Source organism: Streptomyces iakyrus (genome assembly GCF_000717055.1).
Lineage (GTDB): Bacteria > Actinomycetota > Actinomycetes > Streptomycetales > Streptomycetaceae > Streptomyces > Streptomyces iakyrus.
Genome location: NZ_JNXI01000021.1, coordinates 45,120 through 71,030, shown reverse-complemented (window position 1 = coordinate 71,030; position 25,911 = coordinate 45,120). Strand labels below are relative to the sequence as shown.

Sequence of the window (25,911 nt, the reverse complement as noted above, 5' to 3'; positions counted from 1 at the left end):
CCTGCCTTCGTGACCCCCAGGCCGATCCGCGCCGTGAGGAGCCCCGCCTGATGGACAGCGGCCGCCCCCCGCTCGTGCCCGCGTGCCCCACCCTGCCGGAGTACGTACGGCACTGGGCCGAGACCACCCCCGATCGCCGGGCGTTCACCTTCGTCGAGCACCCGGCACAGCACTCGCGGGGCGTCCACCGCACCCTGACCTGGCGCCGTCTGGACGTGCGGGTGCGGGCGCTCGCCGCACGCCTCGCGGACGAGACGGACCCCGGGGACCGGGTCGCGCTGCTGTGCCCGCAGGGCACGGAGTACGTGACCGCCTTCCTCGCGGCCCTGGCCGCCGGGCTGGTCGCCGTGCCCCTGTACACCCCGGGCCTGTCCGGGCACGCCGACCGGCTCGCGGGCGTCCTGGCCGACGCGCGTCCGTCGGTGGTGGTGACCACGAGCCGGACGCGGGACGAGGTGCGGGACTTCCTCGGGACCGGCGGGCCGCGGATCGTCGTCGCGGACGAGGTGCCCGACGACGAGGGCCGGGGCCGCGAGCCGGTCGCCCCGGACCCCGGGACGACCGCCTACCTCCAGTACACGTCCGGTTCGACCCGCGCCCCGGCGGGTGTGGAGATCAGCCACGGCAATGTCGTCGCCAACGCCCTCCAGGCCCTGTCCGCCTACGGCCTCCACACGCGCCCGATGACCAGTGTGGGCTGGCTGCCGCTCTACCACGACATGGGACTGGTGCTCAGCGTCGCGGCCCCGGTGGCACGCGGGGCGCTGTCGGTGCTGATGGACCCGGCGGCGTTCCTGCACGAGCCGGTGCGCTGGCTGCGGCTGCTCGCCGCGCATCCCGACGCCGTGAGCGCCGCCCCCAACTTCGCCTACGACTATAGCTTTTCGAGCTACAAGGTGAACTACCCCGCCGGCCTCTCCCCCACGTCCGCGGCCCGGGGAAATCTGGATCTGGTGAACCATGTGAAGAGCCAGGCCGCCGCCTGTCCAGGGCAGAAGTTCGTTCTCGTCGGCTATTCGCAGGGCGCGAACGTCGTCGACAACTCGATCGGCATCAGCAGCGCCGGGGCGGTCGTCGGCAGTCCCATCGTGGCCACGCTGCCGGCGGCGGTGGAGCCGAAGGTCGCCGCGGTGCTGCTGTTCGGCAACCCGATCCGGGCGCTCGGCAAGAGCGTCACCGGCACGTACCAGAGCCGCACGCTCGACCTCTGCGCCCAGGGCGACCCCGTCTGCGAGAACGGCGGCGGTGACGTCGGCGCGCACCTGAGCTACCGGGACGACGCGGAGGAGGCGGCCACGTTCGCCGCCGGCAGGCTCTGAGCCCGCGTCACACGAAGGGGCCCGGGAGGAGAACCTCCCGGGCCCCGGGCGTGCGTGCGTCCGGTCCAGGGCTGACGTGGTGACCGTGCGAAGTCGGCGAGGGCGGTGGAGACGGGCTCCGGCCGGCCGTTCTTCTGCACCGGCGCGGCGGTCAGGACGTCGAGGTGCTGGTAGCCGTCGGCGACCACGGGGTGCAGCTCGGCCGGGACCCGGCCGGCCAGCAGGCCCTCCCCGGCGAGCACGGTGAGCACCGGGTTGGCCTTGAGCCCCTCGGGGTGCACGACGAGCTTCTTCACCTGCGGGGACGTGGCCAGCTGGATGTCCGTGACCAGCTTCGTGGGGAAGTACTGCTCGGTGAAGTCCAACGGCTGCTCGGCCAGACTGCGGGCCAACTGCCGTATGTCGGTGACTTCTTCGCCGGCGCGGGTGAACGGGGTGCCGTCGGCAGAGCGGTAGCCGGGGTCGTCCGGGTCGCCGACGCGGTCGTAGGTGCGCCAGGTGTAGAGCGGGCCCCGCGGCCGGTCGGGGATGGCCTTGTACGCCGTACCGTACGGGCCGGCCTGCTCATCACCGCCGTTGGCGACGGGGAAGCTCTTGTCGGCGATCGGTCCGCCGTCGAAGAAGCCCACGCTGGTCTGCAGGAACGCCAGCGGCACGGAGTTGTCGTCCAGCAGGGCCCCGAGCACGGCCCCGTTGGTGAGCCGGAAGTCCCTCACCGAGGGCTTGCCGCTGAGGAAGGCGGCGGTGTCCTTGGCGAACAGGAAACGGTTGGTGGCCTCGATGTTGAGGTTGGAGGGCAGGTAGCGGGGCAGGTCGGCCTCGCCCTCCAGGTCGTCGAGGGCACCGAGTCCGGCGATGCCGAGCAGGGTCATGGTCTCGGGGTTGAGCAGCACCGGCGCGGACAGGGTGCGCGGCAGCACCCCGCTGTCCAGCCCGGCCTGCACGACGCCGTAACCCAGGCCGATGTCGGGCAGGTTGGTGTCGCCCGGGATGCTGCCGCTGAGGTCCGCCAGGGAGGTGGAGACGGTCGTGTCGAGGGCGAGGTAGCCGGCGCACTGGTTGTAGCCGGCGTCCTGCGTCGTGGCGCGGTTGCCGTCGAAGTCGGCCGCGGCGAAGTACCCGGTGATCACACCGCCCAGCGAGTGCCCGCCGCACAGCACCTTCTGCTTGCGCTGCGCCGGGGAGGGCAACTCGGCGGTCAGCAGGTCGTACTGGTCGCGTACGGTCTGCTCGATCCCGAGCTTCGCCATCCAGCCCAGCTGCGCGTTGCCGGTGTAGCCGGCGAAGGTGCGGCCGGCGACCTGCTTGCCGCGGTAGTAGTAGTAGTAGTAGTCGACCGCGGTGTGCTGGTCGCCGGAGGCGATGCCGGTGCGGTCCTCCAGGCAGTTGGAGCGCCGGTCCAGCGCCCAGAACTCGATGTGATGCCCCTGCTCGGCGGCGCGCGTGACGGTGTTGCGGGCGACGCTGTCGAACGCCCCGGCGCCTTCCAGGATCCCGGGCTGGGCGATGAGGATCCGGACGGCGTCGGCCGACGCGGCCGGCCCCGGCGGCGGAGCGGTAGCGCAGGTACGACAGCCAGTCGCAGGGGGCCGGGCGGGGCCCCGCCGATTCCGGCAGCGGCACCTTCACCCGCACCATCGTCTCCGTCACTCCGGTCACCGGCGACGTCGACCTCACCGGCGTCTCGGTGCGCGCCCCGTCGGCGTGAGCGCCCGGGGCGGCGGCCGTGAGCGTTCCGGCGCTCAGCAGCACCGCCAGCACGGCACCGCGCCACTTCCCTCTGTGCGTACGGTTCATGTCCATGCCACGGACGCTAGGGTGCTGGTGCGGCCGCTCTCAGGGAGTGCTGATGAGAACTCAGCTTCCGGATCGCGCGTTGTCACCGGGGCACAGCGCGCCCGGCGCCGGCACGGGGAGAACGGGTCCGTACCGCTTCTGGACGCCACCGAGCTGCGAACCGGCCGTTTCGGGAGCATGGTGGGGCTATGGACGGTCAACCCCCTGTGGTCGTGCAGCCGCCCGCGACGGACGGCGGACGGCTGGTGACCATCCACGGCGAGCGCATGGGCGTCGCCTACAGCCTCTTCGACGTGCTGGACCTGCTGCACCGCGAGGGCCTGCCCACCACGGACACGGCCGTCGACGACACCGAGCTGATCGAGTGGCAGGGCGGCGGCCCGTACGACTGGAACAACTAGGGGCTGTCCGCACCGACGGCACGAGTCCGGCTCCGGACCTGTTCGACGCCAAGCAGCTCACAGACGACTCTCGGCCAGCCGCTGGTGCCCACATGGCGCAGGGCCGCCTTGACCCCGGCGTTCCCGGCTGATGCGACCATCACGCAACGAGCGGGGCCCACCTGCTGCCCTGCTCCGGTGTCAGCTCGGAGCTGAGGGGTGGGCATGGGAACGATCATTGCGCTGTTGAGGGCCCTACTCATGCCCTTGCGGAGCCAGTGACCGGCCGGACACTGCCCCTTCAGCCTGTCGCGGCCCGTGCGGCCCCGGCGAGCCGGTCGAGGCGGGTCCGCTGGGCCGACGTCAGCTCCAGGCCTGCCGCTGCGACGTTCTCCTCCAGATGCTCGGTCCGGGCCGTACCCGGGATCGGGATGACGACCGGTGCACGGTCGAGGAGCCAGGCGAGGGAGACCTGCGTGGGCGTGGCCCCGAGCTCGGCCGCCACGGCGGCGATCTCTTCCTCGGTGCCCGTCTTCCCCCAGGCGACGGGCCGCCACGGCAGGAAGGCGATACCGGCCGCCGCACAGGCGTCGAGCACCGGCTCGTGCTCCCGGTCGAGCAGGTTGTAGCGGTTCTGCACGCTCACGACGTCGACCAGCCCCTTGGCCTGCTCCAGCTCCTCGACGGTGACCTCCGACAGCCCGATCCGGCCGACCAGGCCCTCGGTCTGGAGCTCGCGCAGAGTGCCGAGCTGGTCGGCGAGTGGCGTGTCGGGGTCGATGCGGTGCAGCTGGAGCAGTTCGATGCGCTCGGTCCGCAGCCGGCGCAGGGCCTGCCGGACCTGGTCGCGCAGGATCTCCGGCCGTCCGTCGAGCTTCCAGTCGCCACCGGGGCCGGTGCGCGCGACACCGACCTTGGTGGTGATCAGCAAGCCCTCCGGGTAGGGGTGCAGGGCCTCGGCCAGGAGCTCCTCATTGGCACCGCCGCCGTACAGATGCGCCGTGTCGATCAGGGTCACGCCCAGCTCCACGGCGCGCCGGGCCACCGCGAGGGCGTTCTCCCGGCCGGGGCCGGGCTCGGTGGGCAGATGCATGGCTCCGAAGCCGAGCCGGTGTACGTCCAGATCCCCGCCGATGCGGAATGTCGATGACATGGGCCGCCGTCTCCCCCTCTGCTCAAAAGGCCACGTTAACAGCGCAGTTGAGCGACGGTCCCGATGTTGGCGGACCCTCGTCCCGCACAGAGCGGGGGCCACTCGACGAGCCGACACCAGGCCCTGGCGATACGCTGCGCGAAAATGACTTTTATCCCCTTCTGGGAGGTTCTCATGGCCTCGCGCCTCAACCCGTACCTCACCTTCAACGGCGACGCCCGGCAGGCGATGGAGTTCTACAAGGAGGTCTTCGGCGGCACCCTCGACCTCAACAGCTACGGAGAGTTCGGGCAGGCGGACGCCCCGAACGCCGACAAGATCATGCACGGCATGCTGGAGACCACCGGCGGCTTCACCCTGATGGGCGCCGACAACCCGCCGGGCATGGAGTCCGAGCAGGGCGGCTCCTACTCCGTGAGCCTCAGCGGCGACGACGACGCCGAGCTGCGCGGCTACTGGGAGAAGCTGTCCGAGGGCGGCTCGGTGTCCGTGCCGCTGGAGAAGCAGATGTGGGGTGACGTGTTCGGCATGTGCACGGACCGCTTCGGCGTCCCGTGGATGGTCAACATCAGCACGGAGACCTGAGCAGCCGGGCAGGACGGCCCGGCCGTCCGCCCGAGGCCGCCCGTACGCACCGCCTTGGCCGGTGTGTACGGGCGGCCGCCTTTTGTTGGTACGTCCTGACAAAGCTGTTGACATCCCCCCGCGGCGCCCGCATAGTACCTGCCACTAGAGCGCGCTAGTGGCGCGCTCCAGTCACCGAGAACGCAGGGGTCCGCACTCCGGACCACCGCATCACCCATGACCGCCGCCGCCCCGGGCGCCCACCCACCGCCCGTCTCCCGGACCGGGCGCGGCCCCCTCGTCCCAGCACAGTGAGGTGCACCCGACATGCGCAGACACCACAGAGCCGCCGCCCTGACCACCGCCGCCGCCGTCGGCGCCCTGCTCGCCGCGGGCTGCTCCAGCGGCTCCGGCGGGAAGAAGTCCGAGGCCGGCGGCACCGACGCCGCGGCGGGCAAGGCCACCACCCCGCGGATGACCGTCGCCCTGGTCACCCACGCGGCGCCGGGCGACACCTTCTGGGACCTGATCCGCAAGGGCGCCCAGGCCGCCGCCGCGAAGGACAACATCAAGCTCGTCTACTCCAGTGACCCCGTCGCCGGGAACCAGGCCAACCTCGTGCAGAACGCCATCGACCAGAAGGTCAACGGCATCGCCCTCACCGCCGCCAAGCCCGACGCGATGAAGGGCGTGGTGGCGAAGGCCAAGGCGGCCGGCATCCCCGTCGTCGGCTTCAACTCCGGCCTGGACGACTGGAAGGAGCTCGGCATGCTCGAGTACTTCGGCCAGGACGAGAACATCGCGGGGCAGGCGTTCGGCGAGCGGCTCAACCAAGCCGGCGCCAAGCACGCCGTCTGCGTCATCCAGGAGCAGGGCCAGGTCGCTCTGGAGGCCCGCTGCGCCGGACTGAAGAAGGGCTTCAAGGGCACGACGGAGAATCTGTACGTCAACGGCACGGACATGCCGTCGGTGAAATCGACGCTGACCGCCAAACTCCAGAAGGACTCCTCCATCGACCAGGTCGTCACGCTCGGCGCCCCGATCGCCCTCACCGCCGTGCAGTCGGTGAAGGACGCGGGCAGCGAGGCGAAGGTCGCGACGTTCGACCTCAACAAGGACCTCGTCGGGGCCATTCAGGGCGGCAGCATCGAGTTCGCCGTCGACCAGCAGCCCTACCTCCAGGGTTACCTGGCGGTGGACGCACTGTGGCTGTACAAGACCAACGGCAACGTCAGCGGCGGCGGCACGGCTCCCGTGCTCACCGGACCGGCCTTCGTCACGAAGGACAACGTCGACAGCGTCGCGAAGTTCGCCGCGAAGGGCACGCGCTGACGGAACCGGGCGGCGGGGCCACCCGCGTCAGGCCGGACCCGGGCCTTCCGGGACCGGCCCGGTCGTCCCCCGCACCACCAGCTTGGGGTCCAGCACCGCCTCCCGCGGCTCCCGCTCCCGCTCCTCCAGCCGCTCCACGGCGAAACGGACGGCGTGCTCGGCCATCAGGAGGGCGTCCTGGCGGACGGTCGTCAGGCCGATGGGCATCAGGTGGGAGAGGTGGCTGTCGTCGTAGCCCACGACGGACAGATCGCGCGGGACCTCCACGCCCGCCCGGGTCAGCGCCATCAGCAGACCCATCGCACAGCGGTCGTTGCCGGCGAGGACGGCCGTCGGCAGCAACCGTCCGCCGTCCCGCTCGGCCAGGAGCAGGCGGCCGGTCTCGATACCGGACTCCTCGGTGTGGTGGCCGGGGATCACCCGCGCCTGGGCCTGAAGCCCGTGGCGGCGCATGGCGGCCCGGTAGGCGCGCCGGCGCTCCGCCGAGCCGGGGCCGCGTCCGCCGTCGATGTGCACGATCCGGCGGTGCCCCAGCTCCACCAGGTGGTCCATGGCCTGGCGGACGCCCTTGCCCTCGGCCGAGTGCACGAAGTCGACCCGGGCCCGGGGCACCCGGCGGCTGACCGAGACGGCGACGGTGCGCCGGCCGAGTTCGTCCAGGAAGGCGGGTTCGGCGTCCGGGCCGAGCAGGATCACCGCCTCGCAGCGGTGACTGAGCAGCGCCTCGACCGCCTTGGCCTCGCTGCGGCCGTGGGTCGCCCCGGAGAGCAGCACGTCGTAGCCGAGGCGTTCGGCCTCGGGGTAGATGCCGGTGATGAGGTCCGTGTGGAAGGTCTGCTGCACGGTGAACATGACGCCGAGCGTGCGGCTGCGGCCACGGGCCAGCAGCCGGGCCGCGCTGTCGGGCCGGTAGCCGATCTCGTCGGCCACGCGCAGGACCCGCTCCCGGGTCTCCTGGCTGGCTCCGGCCTGGTTGCGGAAGATGATCGAGACGAGCGCGCGGGAGACGCCCGCCTTCTCGGCGACGTCCGCCATCGTGGGCCGCTGCCTGCCCGATGCATCCACCTGTGAACCCACCCTCCGACGCCGCACACCATACGGGGTGTCCCGCACGCGTACGGGATCCTGCCATCTCCCGGCGACCAGCTATTGACATGACATTTGCACAGGGGTCATCGTACTCGAACTAGAGCGCGCTAGTAGCGCGCGACAGCGAGCGGAAACGCAGCGCGAAGGACACCACCATGGCAACGGCGCCTCCCTCTCTCCGTACCACCGTCGGCAACCTGTGCCTCGGGTCCGCCCCCGACTCCTGGGGCGTCTGGTTCCCCGAGGACGAACAGCAGGTGCCGTACACCCGCTTCCTCGACGAACTGGTCCTGGCCGGCTACGAGTGGCTGGAGCTCGGCCCGTACGGCTATCTGCCCACCGACCCGCAGCGCCTCAAGGGCGAGTTGGACGCCCGGGGACTCAAGGTCTCCGGCGGCACCGCCTTCGGCGCGCTGCACCGGCCCGAGGCATGGGACGAGATGCTCGCCCACGTCCGGCGGGTCGCGGCGCTGACCGCCGCCGCGGGGGCGCACCACCTGGTCTTCATCCCACCGATGTACCGGGACGAGAAGACGGGCGCGTTCACCGAGTCGCCCGAGCTGACGGCCGGGCAGTGGGCCGGGTTCGGCCGGGCCGCCGACCGGCTGGGCAGGCTGCTGCTGGAGGAGTACGACGTCCGGCTGGTCGTCCATCCGCACGCCGACAGCCACATCCGGACGCAAGCGGAGATCGAGCGGCTGCTGAACGAGTCCGACGGCCGCTACACCAACCTGTGCCTGGACACCGGGCACGTGGCGTACGGCGGCGGGGACAACCTCGATCTGATCCGCCGGTTCGGTGAGCGGGTCGGCTACGTCCACATCAAGCAGATGGACCCGGAGATCCTCGCTCAGGTCGCCGCCGAGGACCTGTCGTTCGGTGAGGCCGTGCGGCGCGGGGTGTGCGTGTCACCGCCCGCCGGGGTTCCGAAGCCGGCCGACGTGGTCGTGGAACTCGCCCGGCTGGACGCCGAGTTGTTCGTGATCGTCGAGCAGGACCTGTACCCGTGCGCTCCCGGGGTGCCGCTGCCCATCGCGGTCAGCACCCGTGAACACCTGGCCGGCTGCGGTCTGTCGGGTACCCGGCGCCCGAACATCGACAGGTAAGGAGCTGCGCATGGACGTCAGGGACGACGCGACACCGGCCCCCACCCCCGCCTCCGCCACCGGCGCCACGGACGGGACGCCGCCGGAGGTCTCCCGGCGGCTGCGGATCATCACGATCATCGCCACCTTCGGCGGTCTGCTCTTCGGCTACGACACGGGCGTCATCAACGGTGCCCTGCCCTACATGACCGAGGACCTCGGCCTGACCCCGGTCACCGAGGGCATGGTCACCAGCTCGCTGCTGCTGGGTGCCGCGCTGGGCGCGGTGACCGGCGGCCGGCTGTCGGACGCGCGCGGCAGGCGGCGCGCCATCCTGCTGCTGGCCGTGCTGTTCTTCGCCGGCGCGCTCGGCTGCACGCTCGCGCCGACGACCGAGGTGATGATCGCGGCGCGGTTCGTGCTCGGTCTCGCGGTCGGCGGCGCCTCGGTGACGGTGCCGGTGTACCTCGCGGAGGTGTCCCCCGCCGAGCGGCGCGGTGCCCTGGTCACCCGCAACGAACTGATGATCGTCAGCGGTCAGCTGCTGGCGTTCACGTCCAACGCGATCATCGCGCAGGTCGGCGGCGAGTCCGGCGGTGTGTGGCGGTGGATGCTGGTCATCGCGACGCTGCCCGCCGTGGTGCTGTGGTTCGGCATGCTGGTGATGCCCGAGAGCCCGCGCTGGCTGGCGTCGCAGAGCCGTTTCGGCGAGGCCCTCGACGTCCTCCGGCAGGTGCGCTCCCGTGCCCGGGCCGAGGCCGAGCTGAAGGAGGTCTCCGCGCTCGCCGTGCAGGACGAGCAGGCGAAGCTCGGCGGCTGGCAGGACATCAGGAGCACACCCTGGTTGCGCAAGCTGATGTTCGTCGGCTTCGGTATCGCGATCGTGCAGCAGATCACCGGCGTCAACACGATCATGTACTACGGCACGCAGATCCTGACCGACGCCGGTTTCGCCGCCGACAGCGCGCTCACCGCGAACATCGCCAACGGTGTGATCTCGGTGCTGGCCACCTTCGTCGGCATCTGGCTGCTGGGACGGGTCCCACGCCGCCCGATGCTGATGACGGGTCAGGTCGGCACGACGGCCGCCCTGTTGCTGATCGGGGTCTTCTCGCTGGTACTGCCCTCCGGTGACCCGCGGGCGTTCGCGGTGCTCGCGATGACGGTCACGTTCCTCGCCTTCCAGCAGGGCGCGATCTCGCCGGTGACGTGGCTGATGCTGTCGGAGATCTTCCCGATGCGGATGCGCGGCTTCGGCATGGGCGTGGCGGCGGTGGTGCTGTGGCTGACCAACTTCGTCATCGGTCTCGTCTTCCCCTCCCTGGTCTCCGGGATCGGGATCTCCAACACGTTCTTCCTGTTCGTGGCGGCGGGCGTGCTGTCCCTCGCCTTCGTGAAGCGGTACGTCCCCGAGACCAAGGGCCGCACGCTCGAAAGCCTCGAGGCGGAGCTCCGGGCGCGCTTTTCCTGACCACCTTCCAAGGAGTTCAGCATGACCGTAGGTGTAGGCGTCATCGGCGCCGGAATGATCGGCCAGGACCACATCCGGCGGCTCACCGGGGTCGTCACCGGTGCCGCTGTCACGGCCGTGGCCGACGTGGACGCCGAGCGCGCCGCGGAAGCGGCGGCCCGGGCCGGTGCCGTCGCGCTGCCCACCGGCGCGGACCTGGTCGCCTCCCCCGACGTGGACGCCGTCCTCGTCACCTCCTGGGGACCCACCCACGCCGAGCACGTCCTGAACGCGATATCCGCCGGCAAGCCGGTGTTCTGCGAAAAGCCGCTGGCCACGACCGCCGAGGACTGCCTGCGGATCGTCGAGGCGGAACGGGCACACGGCCGCCGGCTGGTGCAGGTCGGCTTCATGCGCCGCTTCGACGCCGGCTACCGGCAGATGAAGGAGGTGCTGTCGACCGGTTCGCTCGGGGCTCCGCTGATCGTGCACTGCGCGCACCGCAACCCCACCGTGCCGGAGTCGTACCACTCCGCCATGGCCGCCCAGGACACGGCCGTGCACGAGATCGACGTGCTGCGCTGGCTGCTCGACGACGAGATCGTCTCCGCCCAGGTGGTCACCCCGCGCGCCACGAGCAGGCGGTTCGCGCATGTGAAGGACCCCCAGATCATGATCTTCGAGACGGCCTCGGGCGTCCGGATCGACCTGGAGGTCTTCGTCAACTGCCAGTACGGCTACGACATCCAGTGCGAGGTCGTCGGCGAGGACGGCCTGGTCCGGCTGCCCGACCCGGCCGCGGTCGGGATCCGCACGGCCGCCCGGCACGGCACGAGTGTGCTCCAGGACTGGAAGGAGCGGTTCGCGGAGGCCTTCGACACCGAGTTCCGCGAGTGGGTCGCCTCCGTGGCGGCCGGCACCGAGCCCACCGGCCCGTCCTCCTGGGACGGTTACGCCGCCACCGTCATCACCGATGCAGCCGTCCGGTCCCTGGAGGCCGGCGGCGAGACCGTCACCACCGACATGAAGCCCCGCCCCGCGTTCTACGGAGACACCGCGTGAAGATCGCCCTCGACCCGTACATGTTCCGCTCCCTGCCGATCGACGAGATGGTGCGCACGGTCGCCGAACTCGGCTACGAGTACATCGAGTTGTCGCCGCGCGCGGACTTCATGCCGTTCTTCCTGCACCCGCGTGCGGACGACGCGCGGGTGCGGGAACTGAAGCAGTCGCTGCGGACGCACGGCGTGCGCCTGTCCTCGGTGCTGCCGCTGTACAACTGGTCCTCGCCGGACGAGACCGAGCGGCAGGCGGCCGTCCGCTACTGGAAGCGGATGATCGAGATCACCGCGGACCTCGAATGCCCGCTGATGAACTCGGAGTTCAACGGCCGCCCGGAGCGCGCCGCCGAGAGCGAGGCCGCGTTCTGGCGTTCGCTGGAGGAGTTGCTGCCGCTGTTCGAACGCGAAGGCATCGCTCTGAACCTGGAGGCCCACCCGGACGACTTCTGCGAGGAGAACACCCCGGCCGTCGATCTCGTCCGCGCGATCGACAAGCCGTGGGTGAACTACCTGTACTGCGCGCCGCACACCTTCCACCTCTCGGGCCCCTCGGAGACCGGCGCGGACATCGCGCGGATGATGCGCTACGCCGGTGACAAGCTCCGGCACGTGCACATCGCGGACTCCTTCAACCACAAGGGCTCCAGCGGCCTGCGCTACATCCTCAACCCGCCGGGCACCCCGGCCCGGATCCACCAGCACCTGGACATCGGCCAGGGCGAGGTCGACTGGGACGCCTTCTTCGGCACCCTGCGCGAGCTGGGCTTCGACGGGGTCGCCACGGCCTGTGTGTTCGCCTGGGAGGAGCGGGCCCGGGAGTCGTCGGCGTTCATGCTGGACCGCATCCGCAAGGAGCTGGTCGCCTAGCTGGCCCCGGTCCGGCGCGTCAGGAGCTCGTGAGGATCACGAGCTCCTGCGTGGCCCGGGTCATCGCCACGTAGTGGTCGACGGCGCCCTCGACGCCCTCGCCGAAGTTCTCCGGGTCGACGAGCACCACCAGGTCGAACTCCAGCCCCTTCGACAGCTCCGGGGTCAGCGACCGGACGCGGGGCGAGGCGGGCCGGAACGCGGGATCGCCGATCACACACGCGATCCCGTCGGCGTGTCCGGCCAGCCAGGTATCGAGGACCGAGGTGAGCTCCGCGGCGGACCCGTGGCGGACGGGGACGCCGCTGCTGCGGATCGACGTCGGCACGTTGGCGTCCGGCAGAGCGGCCCGGATGACCGGCTCGGCCTCCGCCATGATCTCGGCGGGCGTGCGGTAGTTGATGCTCAGCGAGGCCATCTCGACCCGGTCCAGACCGACCCGCTCCAGGCGTTCCCGCCACGACTCGGTGAACCCGTGCCGGGCCTGGGCGCGGTCCCCGACGATGGTGAAGCTCCGGGACGGGCAGCGCAGCAGCAGCATCTGCCATTCCGCGTCGGTCAGTTCCTGCGCCTCGTCCACGACGATGTGCACGAACGGCCCGGCGAGCCGGTCCGGGCCGGCGGTGGGCAGGGCGCTCTCGTCGACGAGGGAGTTGCGCATGTCCTGCCCGTGCAGCATGACCAGCACGCCCTCACCGTCGTCGTAGGTGTGGGCCGCCAGCAGGTCGTCGATGACGTCGGCCATGCGGTCCTGCTGTGCGGCGACGGCGGCCTCCTGCCTGCGCCTGCGCCGTGAGGCCTCCGGGTCGCCGAGCCGCTGGCGGGCCGCGTCCAGCAGCGGCAGGTCGGACACGGTCCAGGCCTGGGCCTCCTCGCGTTGCAGGGTGCGCACCTCGTCGCGGCTGAGCCAGGGCGCACACATCCTCAGGTAAGCGGGGACGGACCAGAGATCCCCGACGAGGTCGGTCGCCTCCAGCAGCGGCCAGGCGCGGTTGAAGGCCGTGAGCAGCTCCCGGTCCCGTGCCAGCGCCTTGCGGAGCAGCTCGTCCGGGGCATCGCCGTCGTGCTTGTCCACAAGGATCGCGAGCAGTTCCTCCCAGACCTGGTCGCGTGCCTCGTTGTGCGGCGTACCGGGTTCCGCCGCCTCGAACGCCACGGCCCAGTCCCCGGCGCTCAGCCGGATGTCGGACCAGTGGGTCGTGACCGTCATCGCCTCGGCGGGCGGCTCCTCGTAGAAGCGGACGGCCTTCTCGACCGCCCGCACCATGTCCGCCGACGACTTCAGACGGGCCGCCTCCGGGTCGGTCTCCTCCCCCGCCCTGACCCCCTCGTCGACGAGATCCCGCAGGATGCAGGTCTGCACGCCCTCCTCGCCGAGGCTGGGCAGGACGTCGGAGACGTAGGACAGGTAGGGCCGGTGCGGGCCGACGAAGAGCACGCCGCCGCTGCGGTGCTGCCCGAGGCGCGGGTCGGAGTAGAGGAGGTAGGCGGAGCGGTGCAGGGCGACGACGGTCTTGCCGGTGCCCGGGCCGCCGTCGACGACCAGGGCGCCTCGGGACCCGGCGCGGATGATGGCGTCCTGGTCCGCCTGGATGGTGCCGAGCACGTCCCGCATGCGGGGCGAGCGGTTGGTGCCGAGGCTGGCGATGAAGGCGGACTGGTCGTCGAGCGCGGCGTGCCCGTCGAATCCGTCGGGGGTGAACACCTCGTCCCAGTAGTCTACGATCCGGCCGTCGGTCCAGCGGTACCTGCGGCGGCTCGCCAGGCCCATCGGGTTGGCGTGGGTGGCTCCGAAGAACGGCTCGGCGGCGGGGGAACGCCAGTCGACCAGCAGCCGGTGCCCCTCGCTGTCCGTCAGGCCGAGCCGTCCGACGTACACGGGGTCGGAGCCGTCGGCGGCGACCATGTGCCCGAGGCACAGGTCCAGTCCGAAGCGGCGCAGGGCGCGCAGCCGTGCGGTGAGCCGGTGGATCTCGGCGTCCCGGTCCATCGCCTGCCTGCCCTTGCCGCCGGGTGCCCTGCGCTCGGCGGCAAGGCGGTCGGAGAGTTCGGCGATGTTCTGCGCGAGGCAGTCGGCGATGGCGGCGAAGTGCTGTTCGTCCCCGGCGATCGACGCCGGGGCGGCCTTGTGCGCGAGGCGGTCGGGAAGATCGAACGCGCTCGTGGTCGCAGGGGTCACGTCATGCTCCCGTTTCCGCAGGTCCTGGGCTTAGGCCGGACAGTTTGCGGGAAGCGGGGGGCCTTGCCGCAAGTCCCCCCGTGGGCTATAACTTGAGACAGGCGAGGAGAACACTCCTCGCCTTTGTCGTTGCCCGCAGCCCGTTTCCGTGTGGCACGCTCTTCGTCCTGGCAGCGTGGAGAGGCGGCGGCATGCGCATAGGACTGCTCGGCACCGGACCCTGGGCACAGATGGCCCACGCACCCGCGTTGAGCGGGCACGAGAAGCTCGACTTCGCCGGGGTGTGGGGCCGCCGCCCGGAAGCCGCGAAGGAACTGGCGGAGCGGCACGGCGTCCGCGCCTACGACGATGTCGACGAACTGTTCGCGGACGTGGACGCCGTGGCCGTGGCGCTGCCGCCCGAGGTGCAGGCCTCCCTCGCGGTCCGGGCGGCGCGGGCCGGGTGCCATCTGCTGCTCGACAAGCCGCTCGCGCCGACGGTGGAGCAGGCGCGGGCCGTGGTCGCGGCCGCCGGGGAGGCCGGGGTCGCCTCGGTGGTGTTCTTCACGACCCGCTTCCAGCCCGGCCCGGCGGCGTGGATCGCCGAGCAGGCCGCGGTGCCGGGCTGGTTCACGGGGCGCGCCGAATGGCTCGGGGCGGTGTTCACGAGCGAGAGCCCGTTCGCGACGCCGTGGCGGCGGGAGAAGGGCGCCCTGTGGGACGTCGGCCCGCACGCACTGTCCGTGCTGCTGCCGGTCCTCGGCGACGTGCGGCGCGTGACGGCGGCGGTGTACGGGCCGGGCGACACGACGCATGTCGTCCTCGACCACGTGGATGGGGCGTCCAGCACCCTCACCCTGAGCCTGACGGCGCCGCCCGCCGCGGCCGGCGCCGGCGTGGAGCTGCGCGGGGAGGCGGGGGTCGCGGCGCTGCCGGACGGATCCGACGGGGCGGTGCCCGCGTTGGCGCGGGCCGCGGACGCGCTGCTCGACGCCGCCCGGACCGGCCGCCCGCACGCCTGTGACGCGGCGTTCGGCCTGCGGGTGACGGAGATCCTCGCGGCGGCCCAGGACCTGCTCGACGGCAAATCCTGAGCCGCCCGCCCGGGGCGGTTCGCCGGCGGGCCGGTTACCGCTCCGGGTCGAAGTTGAGCCGCTCCTTCACCACCGGGAAGCCGGCCTTGGCGAAGTTCGCCGCCATCGGGAAGTTGCCCCGGTCCGTGGCCGCGGCGACGAACTCCGCCCCCTGCTCGACCAGGAAGTGCGTGCACTCGGCCACGAGGTCGTAGGCGTAGCCGTGGCCCCGCTGGTCGGGCAGGACGCCGATGAAGCCGATGCAGGGACCCGACGGATTGTGGGCCGGGATGTGGATGCCGGCCAGGTCGCCCTGCGGGGTGTACGCCACCTGCCACCACTCGCGCGGCGACGGGCACCAGTGGAAGAAGTCGAGTTCCTCCTGGGCCGCCCGGTCGAGTCCGCCCTGCTCGATGGCCTTGAGCGCGTGGGCGTCCAGGGTGACGGAGTGGATGCGGCGCAGGGCGTCGAAGAACACCGCGTCGTCCGGCTCTGCGCGGAACTCAAGACGCCCGGGCCGCTCGGGCAGGCCGCCGCCGGGGGTCCAGCGGTACAGGAGGCGTTCGACGAGGAGCTCGTAGCCGGCCTTGCGGGCGGCGGTGACGCGGGTGTCGGCGGCGGTGCGCAGGGCCGGGTCGTCGCGCCAGCCGGCCGGCAGGTTCAGTTCCAGTTCGACCTGCCAGGGGGCGGAGCGCAGGAGTGCGGCGCCCGCTTCCTCCTCGCCTTCGGCCACGTCGAACCAGTTGACGTTGATGGGCTCGGAGTCGTCGGGGCCGCCCCACCAGGCGCCGCGGGCGACGACACGGCCGTCGCGCAGGGCCACCCGCTTCCAGTCGGGGCGGTGGCGGGTCAGCCGGTGGCCCTCACGGGCACCGAGCGGGTCGGGCAGGGTGTCGAAGAGTTCGGCGTCGCTCGTGTCGAGCGCGCGGATGACCACATCGGTCATGGGGTGTCCTCCGGGACGCATGCTGCTGAGAGCGCTCCCGGTCGGTCAGTAGAGGCACGCCTGCTGGGCGGGGAGGGAGCGCGGAAACGGTGTGAACTGCACGGCTCGTCCTCCTTCCGCTGGTCTCGGGGCGTGGCGCGCCACACGCTACGTGATCTCCGGCGGGCCGTCCATCGGTTTTCCGGAGCGGTCAACAGCCCCTTGGAAACGGCGCGTTCGGGGGCCCGGCCGAGGCCGACGTCCTTCCGGCCGGGGCCCGCGGCCGCCCCCGGCGCGCGGGGCCCGGCGTGCGGCTGCCGGTCGGGCGTAGCAGCGTGGTGGTGTGAGCAGTGTGCGCGGCCGGCTGGCGCGGCGGGACCCGGACCGGCGGGGCTGGCTGCGCGGCGCACCGCCGCCCGGCTGGGCCCGGGTGCTGCCGTCGGCGCTGCTGGCGGGGGTGTGCGCGGCGGAGCTGATCAGCCCGGAGCCGCTCGACATCGGCTTCCTGCTGGGCGCCATCCCGCCGCTGGCCGTGCTGGCGCACGGCCCGGTGGCGACGGCGGTGCTCGGTGCGCTGGTGGTGGTCGTGCTGACCGTGCCCGTCTTCAACCTCGATGACCCCGGCAGTACGGATCTTCTGACCGTGTGCTTCGTGTCGGTGCTGAGCGTGCTGTTGTCCTATGTCCGCAGCAGGCGGGACGCCCAGCTGGTCACCGAGCGGACCGTGGCGGAGGCGGCGCAGCGGGCCGTCGTGCCGCCGCTGCCTCAGCGGGTGGGGGCGGTGCGGTGCGCGGGGCTGTACCGGGCCGCGCAGCGCGGGACGCTGGTCGGCGGCGACTTCTTCGACGTACGGGCGGGCCCCTACGGCGTACGGGCCGTGATGGGTGATGTGCAGGGGCACGGGCTGTCGGCCGTGGCCACGGTCGCGGCGCTGCTGGGGGCGTTCCGGGAGGCGGTGCTGGACCAGCCGGACCCGGAGGCGGTGGCCGCCCGGCTCGACCGGAGGCTGGCGGTGGACTCGGCGGGCGACCCGCACGCCGAGCTGTTCGCGACGGCGGTCCTGCTCGACTTCTCCGCCGACGCCCGGGTCGTGCGGATCGTGGCGTGCGGGCAGGCCGGGCCGCTGCTGCTGCGGGACGGGCGGGCCGTCGAGCTGGACGTCGAGCCGTGCACACCGCTCGGTCTCGGTCTCGCCGAGGCCGCTCCGCCCCGGGTCGTCTCGGTGCCGCTGCGGGCCGGGGACCGGCTCTTCCTCGCCTCCGACGGGGTGACCGAGGCCAGGGACGCGAGCGGGGCCTTCTACCCTCTGGTGGAACGGCTGCCCGGCCTGGCCGCCGATGACCCGGTCGTGCTGGCCGAGCGGGTCTGGGCCGACCTCGTGCGGCACTGCCCGGACGTCCAGGACGACGTCACGATGCTGGTGCTCGCACCGCGTCCGCGGGAAGGGACCGACGGGGCGTGCGGGGCCTGACAACGGCGGCCGGCGGCGGGGCCGCGATGCGGCGCGGGCCGCCGCCGGCGGAGCCGTCACGACCGGTACGTCAGTCCTTGATCGTGCACTTGTTGCCGATCGCCGGGTTGAACGCCCCGATCACGTTGACCGAATTGCCGCAGATGTTGGCGTTGATGTCGATCGGGATCTGGACGACGTTGCCGGAGAGGACGCCGGGGCTGCCGGTGGCTATACCGACGGGGCCGTCGTTCGCACTCGCCGTACCGGCGAAGGCGAGCAGGGCGGCGCATGCCAGACCGGCTGCGGCAGTCACACGCGTACGCATGGAAAAGCTCCTGTCAGTCGCAGGGACACGTGATTCCACCGTCACCCGGGGGGAGACCCCGCGACATCCATGGTCGTCCGAACGGGGTGCCCAGGCCGGGACCGCGCTCTCCGGATGCAGGCCGCGCTCCCGGGGGGAATGGTGATATCGGACCCGTTTTTCAGCACCGGGGCCGCCCCGGCGATCCGGACCCTAGGAGCAGAGAACATGTCGACGTCAGAGCCCGCCGCATCCCGGCCGTCCGAGGACCGCGCCACCCCGGACCGCCTGCTCCACGCCCGCACCGGCACCGAGGTGTCACCGGAGGACCTCGTCCTCGCCTCGGGCAAGGACATCACCCCGCGCAACATCGAGTGGGCCAAGCGCAAGCTGGCGGCCGAGGGCCCGGCCGCACTGGAGAAGCTCCTGCCCTAGCCGCACCTTCGGCAGGCACACGGAAGGCCACCGGCCCGGCGCGGCTGCGCTCGGGTCCGGTGGCCTTCCGTGTGCCTGCGTGGGCTCACGCCGGCGGGCGGGTCACACCCTGCCGTCGTCCTCGGGAAGGGCGCTGTCGTCCTCGACGACGTGCATGGCGGCCTCTTCCGCGCCCGCCGCTCCGCCGTCGATGCCGACGTCCGTCGCGACGGTCTCCTTCGTGGTGTCGGCGTGGGTGCCCTCATCCGGGGCGACCAGCCGGCCGGCGCGGGCGGTGCCCGCCTCGGGGTCGACCGGTTCGCCGTCGCTGTCCGGGGTGTCGCCGACCCCGTCCCCGGCGGGCTCGGCGGACACGTCGGGGACCTCCTGGGCCAGTCGTTCGTCGAGGGTCTCGCCCTCGTGCTGCTCAGCGGCGGTGGTGCCGCGCTTGGTGACGCCGAGGGGCTTCTCCGGCGGGGAGTAGCCCTCGTCGAGGGTGTCGTCGTACGTCCGCTCGTCGACGGCGTCCTGCAGGTCCAGCGGCGCGGCGTCCTCCTGCTCCTCGTTGGTCCCGGTGGGCTGGTACGCGTCGTCCGCCATCGGTTCGGAGCGCATCGGTTCCGTGCCCATCACTCCTGCCTTCCTGTCGCGCTGCTCGACTCGTTCGTCTCTCCTGTCCGTTCCGCGTTTCCCGTTACGCGGGCTTCAACCTCGGCGGATGCGCCCCGGCCGGAGGGGAGAGCGAACGTCCCGCCGGCCAACAGGAGTTAAAACCCCGGGCTGAACCGGACATTACCCACGAGTCAATCTTGAAAGATCAAGGAGCGGGACTATCATCACTCGCACACACACTGTGACCGGCTGCCGACGCGGCGGCAGCACGGTATCCACGACTTCTTCATCGCTCCCGGGCCCGAGGTCATCCTCCTCCGTCCGGCGGCGAGCTCCACCCCACCCCCCAACTCCCCGGGACGGCCTGCCCGCCTCCGGTCGTGCACAAGTGAAAGCAGCGCATCCATGAGCTACAGCAGGGGCAGAGGGCTGCAGGCCAATGTCCTCAGCACGTTCGACACCGTGGTGATGGCGGTCGCCGGCAGCGCCCCGGCGTATTCGCTGGCCGCGACCACCGCCGTCCTGGTCGGCGCGGTGGGGCTGGCCAGTCCGGCCGCCCTGCTGTACTGCGCGATACCCATGCTGGGCATCGCGCTGGCGTTCAGCTACCTCGGCCGGATCGACGTCAACGCGGGTGCCAGCTACTCGTGGGTGGGGCGCACCCTCCATCCCTTCCTGGGCTTCATCAGCGGCTGGGCGCTGGTGATCTCGGCGACGATCTTCATGGTGGCCGGTTCGCTGCCCGCCGGGTCGATGACGCTCGCGCTCTTCGACGAGAAGCTGGCCGAGAACACCGCGCTGTCCACGGTGGTCGGCGCGGTCTGGTTCCTCATCATGCTGCTGGTGGTGCTGGGCGGCGCCCGGCTCACGGTCCGGGCGCAGCTGATCATGTCGGGTGTCGAGCTGGCCATTCTGGCGCTGTTCGCGGTGCTCGCCTTCTTCCACACCGGCAACGCCCGTGCCTTCGACTGGTCCTGGCTCGGCTTCTCCCACTTCGACGGCATGGCGGGCTTCGCGTCGGGCGCGCTCATCGCCGCGTTCTACTACTGGGGCTGGGACGTCACCAGCAACCTCAGCGAGGAGACCCGCAACAGCCGCCGTACGACGGGGCTCGCGGGCCTGATCGGGGTGGGCATCGTCTTCCTGCTGTTCGAGGTGTTCACCATCGCGGTGAACGTGATCCTGTCCTCGAAGCAGATCGAGGAGAACGACGCGAACGTGCTGGCGGTGCTCGGCGAGGAGATCTGGCCGGGCTGGGGCGGCAAGCTGCTGATCGTGGCCGTGATGCTGTCCACCATCGCCACGCTGGAGACGACGCTGATCCAGGTCACGCGCTCGCTGTTCGCGATGGGCCGGGACCGTACGATGCCGGCGGCGCTGGGCCGGGTGCACCGCCGGTGGAACACCCCCTGGGTGGCGATCGTGGTGGTCGGGGCGGTGGCGCTGGCGATGTTCATCGCCTCCAACGCCCTGGGCTCGGTGGGTGACATCCTCTCCGACGCCATCTCGGCGATCGGCCTGCAGATCGCGGTCTACTACGGGCTCGCCGGCCTCGCGGTGGTCGTGGCCTACCGGAAGATGCTGCTGAAGTCCCCGGCCAACTTCCTCTTCGGCGGCCTGTGGCCGCTGTGCGGCGCCCTGTTCATGTTCTGGGTGTTCGTGGAGTCGCTGGGCGAGCTGAGCAGCGCCGCGATCACGATCGGCATCGGCGGCCTCGCGGTCGGGCTGGTCCCCATGCTCTGGTACTGGCGGCAGGGCAGCGACTACTACCGGCCCGCGAAGCTGGACGCCTCGCGGGCGGTCGAGACGGACTACGTCCCCGACGAACAGGACGCGCACGCCCGCGTCCACGAGGGTCTCTCCACCGACTTCTGAGGGAGACTCCGATGGTGCTGGGCAGTCTCAGACGTGGTTTCACTCCCGACTTCGACCCCGACTGCGGGGACGCCGACCTCACCTCCGCCCGCCAGGACGTCGTGATCGGCCGCTGGCAGGGGCTGCGTGACCTACTGGGCGCGACCGGCCGCGACTGGGCGGCGCGGGGGCACCGGATCCGGCGGCTCGCGCAGGTGTGCGCGGGCAGTTCGACGGTGGAGTCCTGGCTCTCGGCGGACGCCCACAGCGCCGACGCGCTGGTGCTGCGGGCGGCGACGGAGACGGCCCGCACCTTCAACGTGGCCATCGCGGCGGGGCGGGGCGTGCCGATCGACCAGCACCGTGTGGACGCCGCGGTGCTGGCCTGCCTGACGGCCGCGGAGGCGTACCCGGAGGATCCGACGCCGTGGGTGTCGCTGATCTCGGTGGCCCGCCTGTACCCGTCGGGGGTGCGCCGGCAGGAACTGGGGCGCTGGTGGGACGAGTTGCACGGGCGCGATCCGTACAGCGTCGAGGGGCACCTGCAGGTGCTGCACTACTACTCGGCGCGCTGGCACGGCACGCACGGCCTGATGTACGACTTCGCCCGGGACGCGGCGGGGGTGGCGCCGCCCGGCTGTCCGCTGCCGGTGCTGGTGCAGTACGCCCGGGTCGAGGAGTACCGCTTCGCCCTGGACGCGGCACAGGGCAGGCACTCCGCCGTGGGGCTCTCGCAGCACTGGAGCCACGACGGTGCCGCGAGCGACCTGCGGCGGACCTGGCAGCGCTGGGTCATGAGCCGGACGGAGGTCGGGATCGCGCCCGCCGAGCTCCGCGACTTCAGCTACCTGGCCCACGCGGCCTGTTCCGCCGGCGCCAAGGACATCGCGGGCGTCCTGCTGGGCATGCTGGGGCCCCGCGCGACCCGCACCCCGTGGTCGTACACGGGCGATGCGGAGAAGCAGATCGTCAAGTGGCGCAAGGAGCTGCGGCTGGGGGCGTAAGCGGCGGGGAAGGCTGCGTCGGCCCGCGGGTACGCGGGCACCGGTGGCTGCCGATCAGGGAGACGGCCGGCTGTAGTCTCCCCGCCGGGAGGGTGTGATGGCTGAAGACGGCTGGTACGAGCACGGCGACGTGGCCCGGGAGGCAGCGCGCGGGCGTCGGGTCGCCCGGCTCGGGCTGTCCGTGGTGACGGGGCTGTTCGGGACGGTCGTGATCGCGGGTGCCGTCCTCGTCCTCGTCCTCGCTTCCGTGGCGGCCCTCGCCCTCGCCTGCGCCATGGCGGTCATGGACTGACGCCGCGCTCCGGCCCGGCCAGGCCCCCCGACCACTTCTCCTCGATGCGCCCGACCCTCCACACCACCAGCGCCACCACCCAGGTGGCGAAGAACAGGGCGACGACGACATAGCCGAGGACGTTGAGGTCGAGGCCGGAGATCCCGTCCCAGAAGGGACCGTGCAGGCCGAGTCGTTCGGCGATGAGGCCGAGGAGTTCGACCGTTCCGATGAGGAGGGCCACGGCGACGGACAGGCCGGTGATGGTGAGGTTGTAGTAGACCTTGCGGACCGGCTTGGAGAAGGCCCAGCCGTAGGCGAAGTTCATGAACGAGCCGTCGACCGTGTCGAGGAGACACATGCCCGCGGCGAACAGGACGGGCAGGCACAGGATCGCGTACCAGGGCAACCCGGAGGCGGCGCCGGAGCCGGCCAGGACGAGCAGGGCGATCTCGGTGGCGGTGTCGAAGCCGAGGCCGAACAGCAGGCCCAGCGGGTACATGTGCCAGGGCTTGGAGACGGACTTCGTGACCCGGCCCAGGAGGCGGTTCATGAAGCCGCGGTTGTCCAGCTGTTCCTCCAGGGCGGCCTCGTCGTAGCGGCCCGAGCGCATGGCGCGGAACACCTTCCAGATGCCGGCCAGGATGACGAGGTTGACGCCCGCGATGAGGTAGAGGAACGTCCCGGAGACGGCCGTCCCGATCAGGCCGGTGACGTCGTGCAGCGCGGAGCCGTCGTCGCGGACGGGCCCGGCCAGGGTCTTCACGCCGAGGGTGAGCAGGAAGGCCAGGGCGAAGACGACGCTGGAGTGGCCGAGGGAGAACCAGAAGCCGACCGACAGCGGCCGCTGCCCCTGCCCCTGCCCCATCAGCTTGCGCGTGGTGTTGTCGATGGCGGCGATGTGGTCGGCGTCGAAGGCGTGCCGCATGCCGAGGGTGTACGCGGTGACGCCGATGCCGACGCCGAAGGTCTGTGCGCCGATGGCGTGGTGCTCCGGGGCGACGATCGCGACGAGGGTGAACCAGCCGATCACGTGCAGGGCCAGGATGAAGGCCGCCATCCCCCCGGCCCCGGTCCACTCCTGCCGCGTCATGGAACTGCGGACGCGGTGCCAGGCCGTGCGCTGGGCGGGGGCCGGGGCGGGGAGGGGCGGAGTGGACTCGGGGGCGGCCGTCATCGGGGGAAGGTCTCTCTGTCGGATGAACGGCTGCGGCGGACAGCCTTGCGCCATCCTCCAGTACCTGCAAGTCATGTGCAGTAAAGCCGGCGACAGGTCTTGTCCATGGAACCGAAAACTCCGCCTGCGGGCCGTCCTACCCGCCGGGTGTCACACCCCGGCGTTCGGTCCGTCCGGCCGGGTGTGCCGCTGCTCGACCATCTCACGGCTGAGCTCCGCCGTCTCCTCCTCGGCCAGCCGCTCGAAACCGTCCTCGGTGATGACGGAGACGATCGGGTAGATGCGGCGGGTGAGGTCGGGGCCGCCCGTCGCGGAATCGTCGTCCGCCGCGTCGTACAGCGCATGCAGGGCGGCCAGGGCCGCCTCGCGGCGCGACATGCCCGGCCGGTACAGCTTCTTCAACGCGCCCCGCGCGTACGGCGATCCGGAGCCCTCGGCGTGGAAGCCGGACTTCTCGTAGCGGCCGCCGACGACGTCGAAGGAGAAGATGCGGCCCCGTGCGCCCTCGGGAGCCGCGGGGTCGTAGCCGGCCAGCAGCGGGACGACGGCGAGGCCCTGCATGGCCTGGCCCAGGTTGTTCCGGATCATCGTGGCCAGCCGGGTGGCCTTCGCGGCGAGGGTCATGGGGATGCCCTCGATCTTCTCGAAGTGCGCCAGCTCGACCTGGTACAGCTTCACCATGTCCACCGCGAGCCCGACGGTGCCCGCGAAGGCGACCGCGCAGTGGTCGTCGGCGGGGTGCACCTTCTCCAGGTCGCGCTGGGCGATCAGGTTGCCCATCGTCGCCCGCCGGTCGCCCGCGATCAGCACGCCGTCCCGGTAGGTGAGGGCCAGCACGGTCGTGCCGTGCGGGACGCCCTCGGCCCGGACGCCGTCCGGCAGGACGCGCCGGGTGCTCAGCAGCTCGGGGCGGTGGGCCGCCAGGAAGTCCGTGAACGACGAGGACCCCGGAGTGAAGAACTCCTCCCCCAGCCTGCCCTCGTGGTCGCTCGCCGTCATGCCGTTCCCCCCTCGATCGTGACCGTCAACCGACTCCTACCTGAGCCGGACGGGCGGGAAACGTCACCTGAGGCGTCAGGGGCCCGGTGCGACACGGACGTCCAGGCCAGAGATCCGGTGGACGGGCCAGGAGCGGGCGTAGCGGGGCGGGGTGCCGCCGGCCGGGGCGAGGTGGGCGACCGGGAGGCGGTCCGCGGTGCGCAGGATGCCGGCCACGGTGATGTTCTCGTTGTTCCCGGACGTCGCCCCCGAGGAGCAGCCGGCGTAGTAGCCGACGGGGATGGCCTCGTGACCGGTGAGCAGACAGGGCGGGCGGACGCCGAGGCGGTGCAGGGCGTCGGCGGTGCGGTCCCAGTCGCGGCGGCTGTCGATGTTGCGGGACACGGCGCCGTGCAGCACGGCGAGTTGCGCCGCGAGGTGCCCGGCCAGGCAGAGCGCGACGACCGCGGCGGCCACCGGGCGCCAGGTCCCGCGCCGGGTTTTGACCAGGTGCCACAGGGCGTCGGCGACCGGGATCGCGAGCAGCGCGTAGGCCGGCTGGAGGAAGCGCGGCGCCGCGTAGCCGATCATGAAGAGGTAGGGCAGCGCGGCCGTGGCGGCGCAGGCCAGCGGGACCAGGGTCCGTCCCGCGCGCCCGGCCCGGACCGCGACGGCCAGCCCGAGGCCGGCCAGGACGGGCAGGGCGAACCACCAGAGGGTGACCAGGGGGGTGGGCATCGGTCCGGTGCACGGGCGGCACAGGGCGCGTCCGCCCAGACTGCGCAACTGGTCGTCGACGGCGATCTGCCAGCCCAGGCCGCCCTGGATCCGGGAGGCCTCCGCCAGCCGCTCCCCCAGCCCGCCGAAGCCGGCGTAGGCCTCGATGACCCACGGCACGGCACCGGCCGCGAGGCCTGCCACGAGCACGAGCAGGAGTCGCGCGTGGCGGCGCACCAGGGCGAGGACCAGCAGCGGCACGGCCACGTAGGCGGCGTCGGTGGGACGCATCCACGCCATGAGCGCGGCACCCGCCGCGAGGCCCGACAGGACCCGTGGGGAGGAACGCTCCGCCCGGGCCCGCAGGAAGCAGCCGACGCTGATCAGGGCTCCGATCGCGACCCAGTAGTTGGGCATGGCCTGCGGGCCGTAGAAGAGGGTCACCCACAGAGACGCGAAGAGGGCCCCGCCGACGACCAGGACGCGGGTCGGGAACAGGCCCCGCCAGCAGCGCAGGGCCAGGTAGAGCGCGATGCCGGACAGCAGGGCGAGGTAGACGCGCAGCAGCGGGACGGACGACGACCAGGACGCGACGGGTGCGACCAGCAGCGGGACGCCGCGGGAGCGGGGGGCGCTGAAGAAGGCCGCCGGGTGGTGCGAGGTGACCTGGCTGACGTAGACGATCTCGTCCCAGCCGAGGCCCAGGACGGGCCGCACGAGGGCGAGCTGCGCCAGGGTGAAGACGACGGCGAGCGCGGCGAGCGGCCGGCTGCCGCGCGCCCCCGAAGCGGCGCGCGGCCCGGTGGGCTGTTCGCGTCTTCGCCTCCCGACGAGGATGGCGTTGGCGCCCACAGGCATGTTCCGCCCCTAACCC

22 protein-coding genes and 3 pseudogenes are annotated in these 25,911 nt (G+C 71.9%); 15 read left to right on the top strand and 10 right to left on the bottom strand.

Features of this window, described 5'->3' with window-relative positions; translation table 11 throughout:
• Positions 1-50: 50 nt before the first annotated feature.
• Together OO68_RS30940 and OO68_RS47210 are read left to right on the top strand one after the other, a co-directional pair.
• A pseudogene (locus tag OO68_RS30940) lies at positions 51-890 on the top strand (AMP-binding protein); the annotation flags it as partial.
• Positions 879-1,319 (top strand): annotated as a pseudogene (locus OO68_RS47210) (cutinase family protein); the annotation flags it as partial. The pseudogenes OO68_RS30940 and OO68_RS47210, both read left to right, overlap by 12 nt.
• Before the next feature lie 74 nt (positions 1,320-1,393).
• On the opposite strand, the pseudogene OO68_RS42525 reads toward OO68_RS47210, so the two are convergent.
• Positions 1,394-3,116, bottom strand: a pseudogene (locus tag OO68_RS42525) (hypothetical protein); the annotation flags it as partial.
• Positions 3,117-3,304: 188 nt separating this feature from the next.
• On the opposite strand from OO68_RS42525, the gene OO68_RS30930 reads away from it, so the two are divergent.
• Entirely contained in the window at positions 3,305-3,517 is a 213-nt protein-coding gene (locus tag OO68_RS30930; protein ID WP_033312487.1) for a hypothetical protein, read from the top strand.
• 280 nt (positions 3,518-3,797) lie between these two features.
• On the opposite strand, the gene OO68_RS30925 is transcribed toward OO68_RS30930, so the two are convergent.
• A complete protein-coding gene (locus OO68_RS30925) occupies positions 3,798-4,649 on the bottom strand; it encodes an aldo/keto reductase (protein ID WP_033312486.1) in 852 nt (283 codons plus the stop codon).
• 174 nt (positions 4,650-4,823) lie between these two features.
• Between OO68_RS30925 and OO68_RS30920 the strand changes: the two genes are divergently transcribed.
• Positions 4,824-5,234 (top strand): VOC family protein, encoded by a 411-nt coding sequence (locus tag OO68_RS30920; protein ID WP_033312485.1) that lies wholly within the window; start codon positions 4,824-4,826, stop codon positions 5,232-5,234.
• Positions 5,235-5,540: 306 nt separating this feature from the next.
• Entirely contained in the window at positions 5,541-6,545 is a 1,005-nt protein-coding gene (locus OO68_RS30915; RefSeq protein ID WP_033312484.1) for a sugar ABC transporter substrate-binding protein, read from the top strand.
• A gap of 27 nt (positions 6,546-6,572) precedes the next feature.
• Here the strand turns inward: OO68_RS30915 and OO68_RS30910 are convergent, their stop codons facing one another.
• Positions 6,573-7,580 carry a LacI family DNA-binding transcriptional regulator gene (locus tag OO68_RS30910; protein ID WP_033312483.1) on the bottom strand — a complete coding sequence of 336 codons (1,008 nt, stop codon included), beginning with the start codon at positions 7,578-7,580 and terminating at the stop codon, positions 6,573-6,575.
• A 209-nt stretch (positions 7,581-7,789) separates the two neighbouring features.
• Here OO68_RS30910 and OO68_RS30905 point away from each other — a divergent pair, with 209 nt between their 5' ends.
• The 4 genes from OO68_RS30905 to OO68_RS30890 are packed head-to-tail and all read left to right on the top strand — an operon-like array spanning position 7,790 to position 12,097.
• Complete coding sequence (locus tag OO68_RS30905; protein ID WP_033312482.1) at positions 7,790-8,740, top strand: TIM barrel protein; 951 nt, start codon at positions 7,790-7,792, stop codon at positions 8,738-8,740.
• A gap of 10 nt (positions 8,741-8,750) precedes the next feature.
• Positions 8,751-10,190 carry a sugar porter family MFS transporter gene (locus OO68_RS30900; protein ID WP_033312481.1) on the top strand — a complete coding sequence of 480 codons (1,440 nt, stop codon included), beginning with the start codon at positions 8,751-8,753 and terminating at the stop codon, positions 10,188-10,190.
• Positions 10,191-10,211: 21 nt separating this feature from the next.
• Positions 10,212-11,231, top strand: coding sequence for a Gfo/Idh/MocA family oxidoreductase (locus OO68_RS30895; RefSeq protein WP_033312480.1), 1,020 nt, complete (start codon positions 10,212-10,214; stop codon positions 11,229-11,231).
• The gene (locus OO68_RS30890; protein ID WP_033312479.1) at positions 11,228-12,097 is read left to right on the top strand and encodes a sugar phosphate isomerase/epimerase family protein; all 870 of its coding nucleotides are present in this window, start codon (positions 11,228-11,230) and stop codon (positions 12,095-12,097) included. Before OO68_RS30895 ends, OO68_RS30890 begins: the two co-directional genes overlap by 4 nt.
• A 19-nt stretch (positions 12,098-12,116) precedes the next feature.
• Here OO68_RS30890 and helR read toward each other — a convergent pair whose 3' ends face one another.
• Complete coding sequence (gene helR / locus OO68_RS30885) at positions 12,117-14,276, bottom strand: RNA polymerase recycling motor ATPase HelR (protein WP_033312478.1); 2,160 nt, start codon at positions 14,274-14,276, stop codon at positions 12,117-12,119.
• Positions 14,277-14,467: 191 nt separating this feature from the next.
• Between helR and OO68_RS30880 the strand changes: the two genes are divergently transcribed.
• Positions 14,468-15,349 carry a Gfo/Idh/MocA family protein gene (locus tag OO68_RS30880; RefSeq protein WP_033312477.1) on the top strand — a complete coding sequence of 294 codons (882 nt, stop codon included), beginning with the start codon at positions 14,468-14,470 and terminating at the stop codon, positions 15,347-15,349.
• 34 nt (positions 15,350-15,383) lie between these two features.
• Here OO68_RS30880 and OO68_RS30875 read toward each other — a convergent pair whose 3' ends face one another.
• Complete coding sequence (locus tag OO68_RS30875) at positions 15,384-16,274, bottom strand: GNAT family N-acetyltransferase (RefSeq protein ID WP_033312476.1); 891 nt, start codon at positions 16,272-16,274, stop codon at positions 15,384-15,386.
• 322 nt (positions 16,275-16,596) lie between these two features.
• Between OO68_RS30875 and OO68_RS30870 the strand changes: the two genes are divergently transcribed.
• Positions 16,597-17,724, top strand: coding sequence for a PP2C family protein-serine/threonine phosphatase (locus OO68_RS30870; protein WP_245237227.1), 1,128 nt, complete (start codon positions 16,597-16,599; stop codon positions 17,722-17,724).
• A 70-nt stretch (positions 17,725-17,794) separates the two neighbouring features.
• Here OO68_RS30870 and OO68_RS30865 read toward each other — a convergent pair whose 3' ends face one another.
• Positions 17,795-18,031: a chaplin gene (locus tag OO68_RS30865; RefSeq protein WP_033312474.1), complete on the bottom strand. Its 237-nt coding sequence runs from the start codon at positions 18,029-18,031 to the stop codon at positions 17,795-17,797.
• 207 nt (positions 18,032-18,238) lie between these two features.
• Here OO68_RS30865 and OO68_RS30860 point away from each other — a divergent pair, with 207 nt between their 5' ends.
• A complete protein-coding gene (locus OO68_RS30860; protein ID WP_033312473.1) occupies positions 18,239-18,445 on the top strand; it encodes a hypothetical protein in 207 nt (68 codons plus the stop codon).
• A gap of 102 nt (positions 18,446-18,547) precedes the next feature.
• On the opposite strand, the gene OO68_RS30855 is transcribed toward OO68_RS30860, so the two are convergent.
• A complete protein-coding gene (locus OO68_RS30855) occupies positions 18,548-19,039 on the bottom strand; it encodes a DUF5709 domain-containing protein (protein WP_033312527.1) in 492 nt (163 codons plus the stop codon).
• Positions 19,040-19,441: 402 nt separating this feature from the next.
• Between OO68_RS30855 and OO68_RS30850 the strand changes: the two genes are divergently transcribed.
• From OO68_RS30850 to OO68_RS30840, 3 genes are all read left to right on the top strand, one after another.
• Positions 19,442-20,911, top strand: a complete 1,470-nt coding sequence (locus OO68_RS30850; RefSeq protein WP_033312472.1) for an APC family permease — start codon at positions 19,442-19,444, stop codon at positions 20,909-20,911.
• 11 nt (positions 20,912-20,922) lie between these two features.
• Positions 20,923-21,894 (top strand): hypothetical protein, encoded by a 972-nt coding sequence (locus tag OO68_RS30845; protein WP_033312471.1) that lies wholly within the window; start codon positions 20,923-20,925, stop codon positions 21,892-21,894.
• Positions 21,895-21,991: 97 nt separating this feature from the next.
• Positions 21,992-22,186: a hypothetical protein gene (locus OO68_RS30840; RefSeq protein WP_033312470.1), complete on the top strand. Its 195-nt coding sequence runs from the start codon at positions 21,992-21,994 to the stop codon at positions 22,184-22,186.
• On the opposite strand, the gene nicT is transcribed toward OO68_RS30840, so the two are convergent.
• The 3 genes from nicT to OO68_RS30825 all read right to left on the bottom strand — a co-directional run bounded on the left by nicT (position 22,176) and on the right by OO68_RS30825 (position 25,895).
• Positions 22,176-23,342, bottom strand: coding sequence for a Nickel transporter NicT (gene nicT, locus OO68_RS30835; protein ID WP_033312469.1), 1,167 nt, complete (start codon positions 23,340-23,342; stop codon positions 22,176-22,178). The two genes, OO68_RS30840 and nicT, sit on opposite strands and share 11 nt — an antisense overlap.
• A gap of 150 nt (positions 23,343-23,492) precedes the next feature.
• A complete protein-coding gene (gene prcB / locus OO68_RS30830; protein ID WP_033312468.1) occupies positions 23,493-24,341 on the bottom strand; it encodes a proteasome subunit beta in 849 nt (282 codons plus the stop codon).
• Positions 24,342-24,416: 75 nt separating this feature from the next.
• Positions 24,417-25,895, bottom strand: a complete 1,479-nt coding sequence (locus tag OO68_RS30825; RefSeq protein WP_033312467.1) for a hypothetical protein — start codon at positions 25,893-25,895, stop codon at positions 24,417-24,419.
• Positions 25,896-25,911 lie beyond the last annotated feature (16 nt).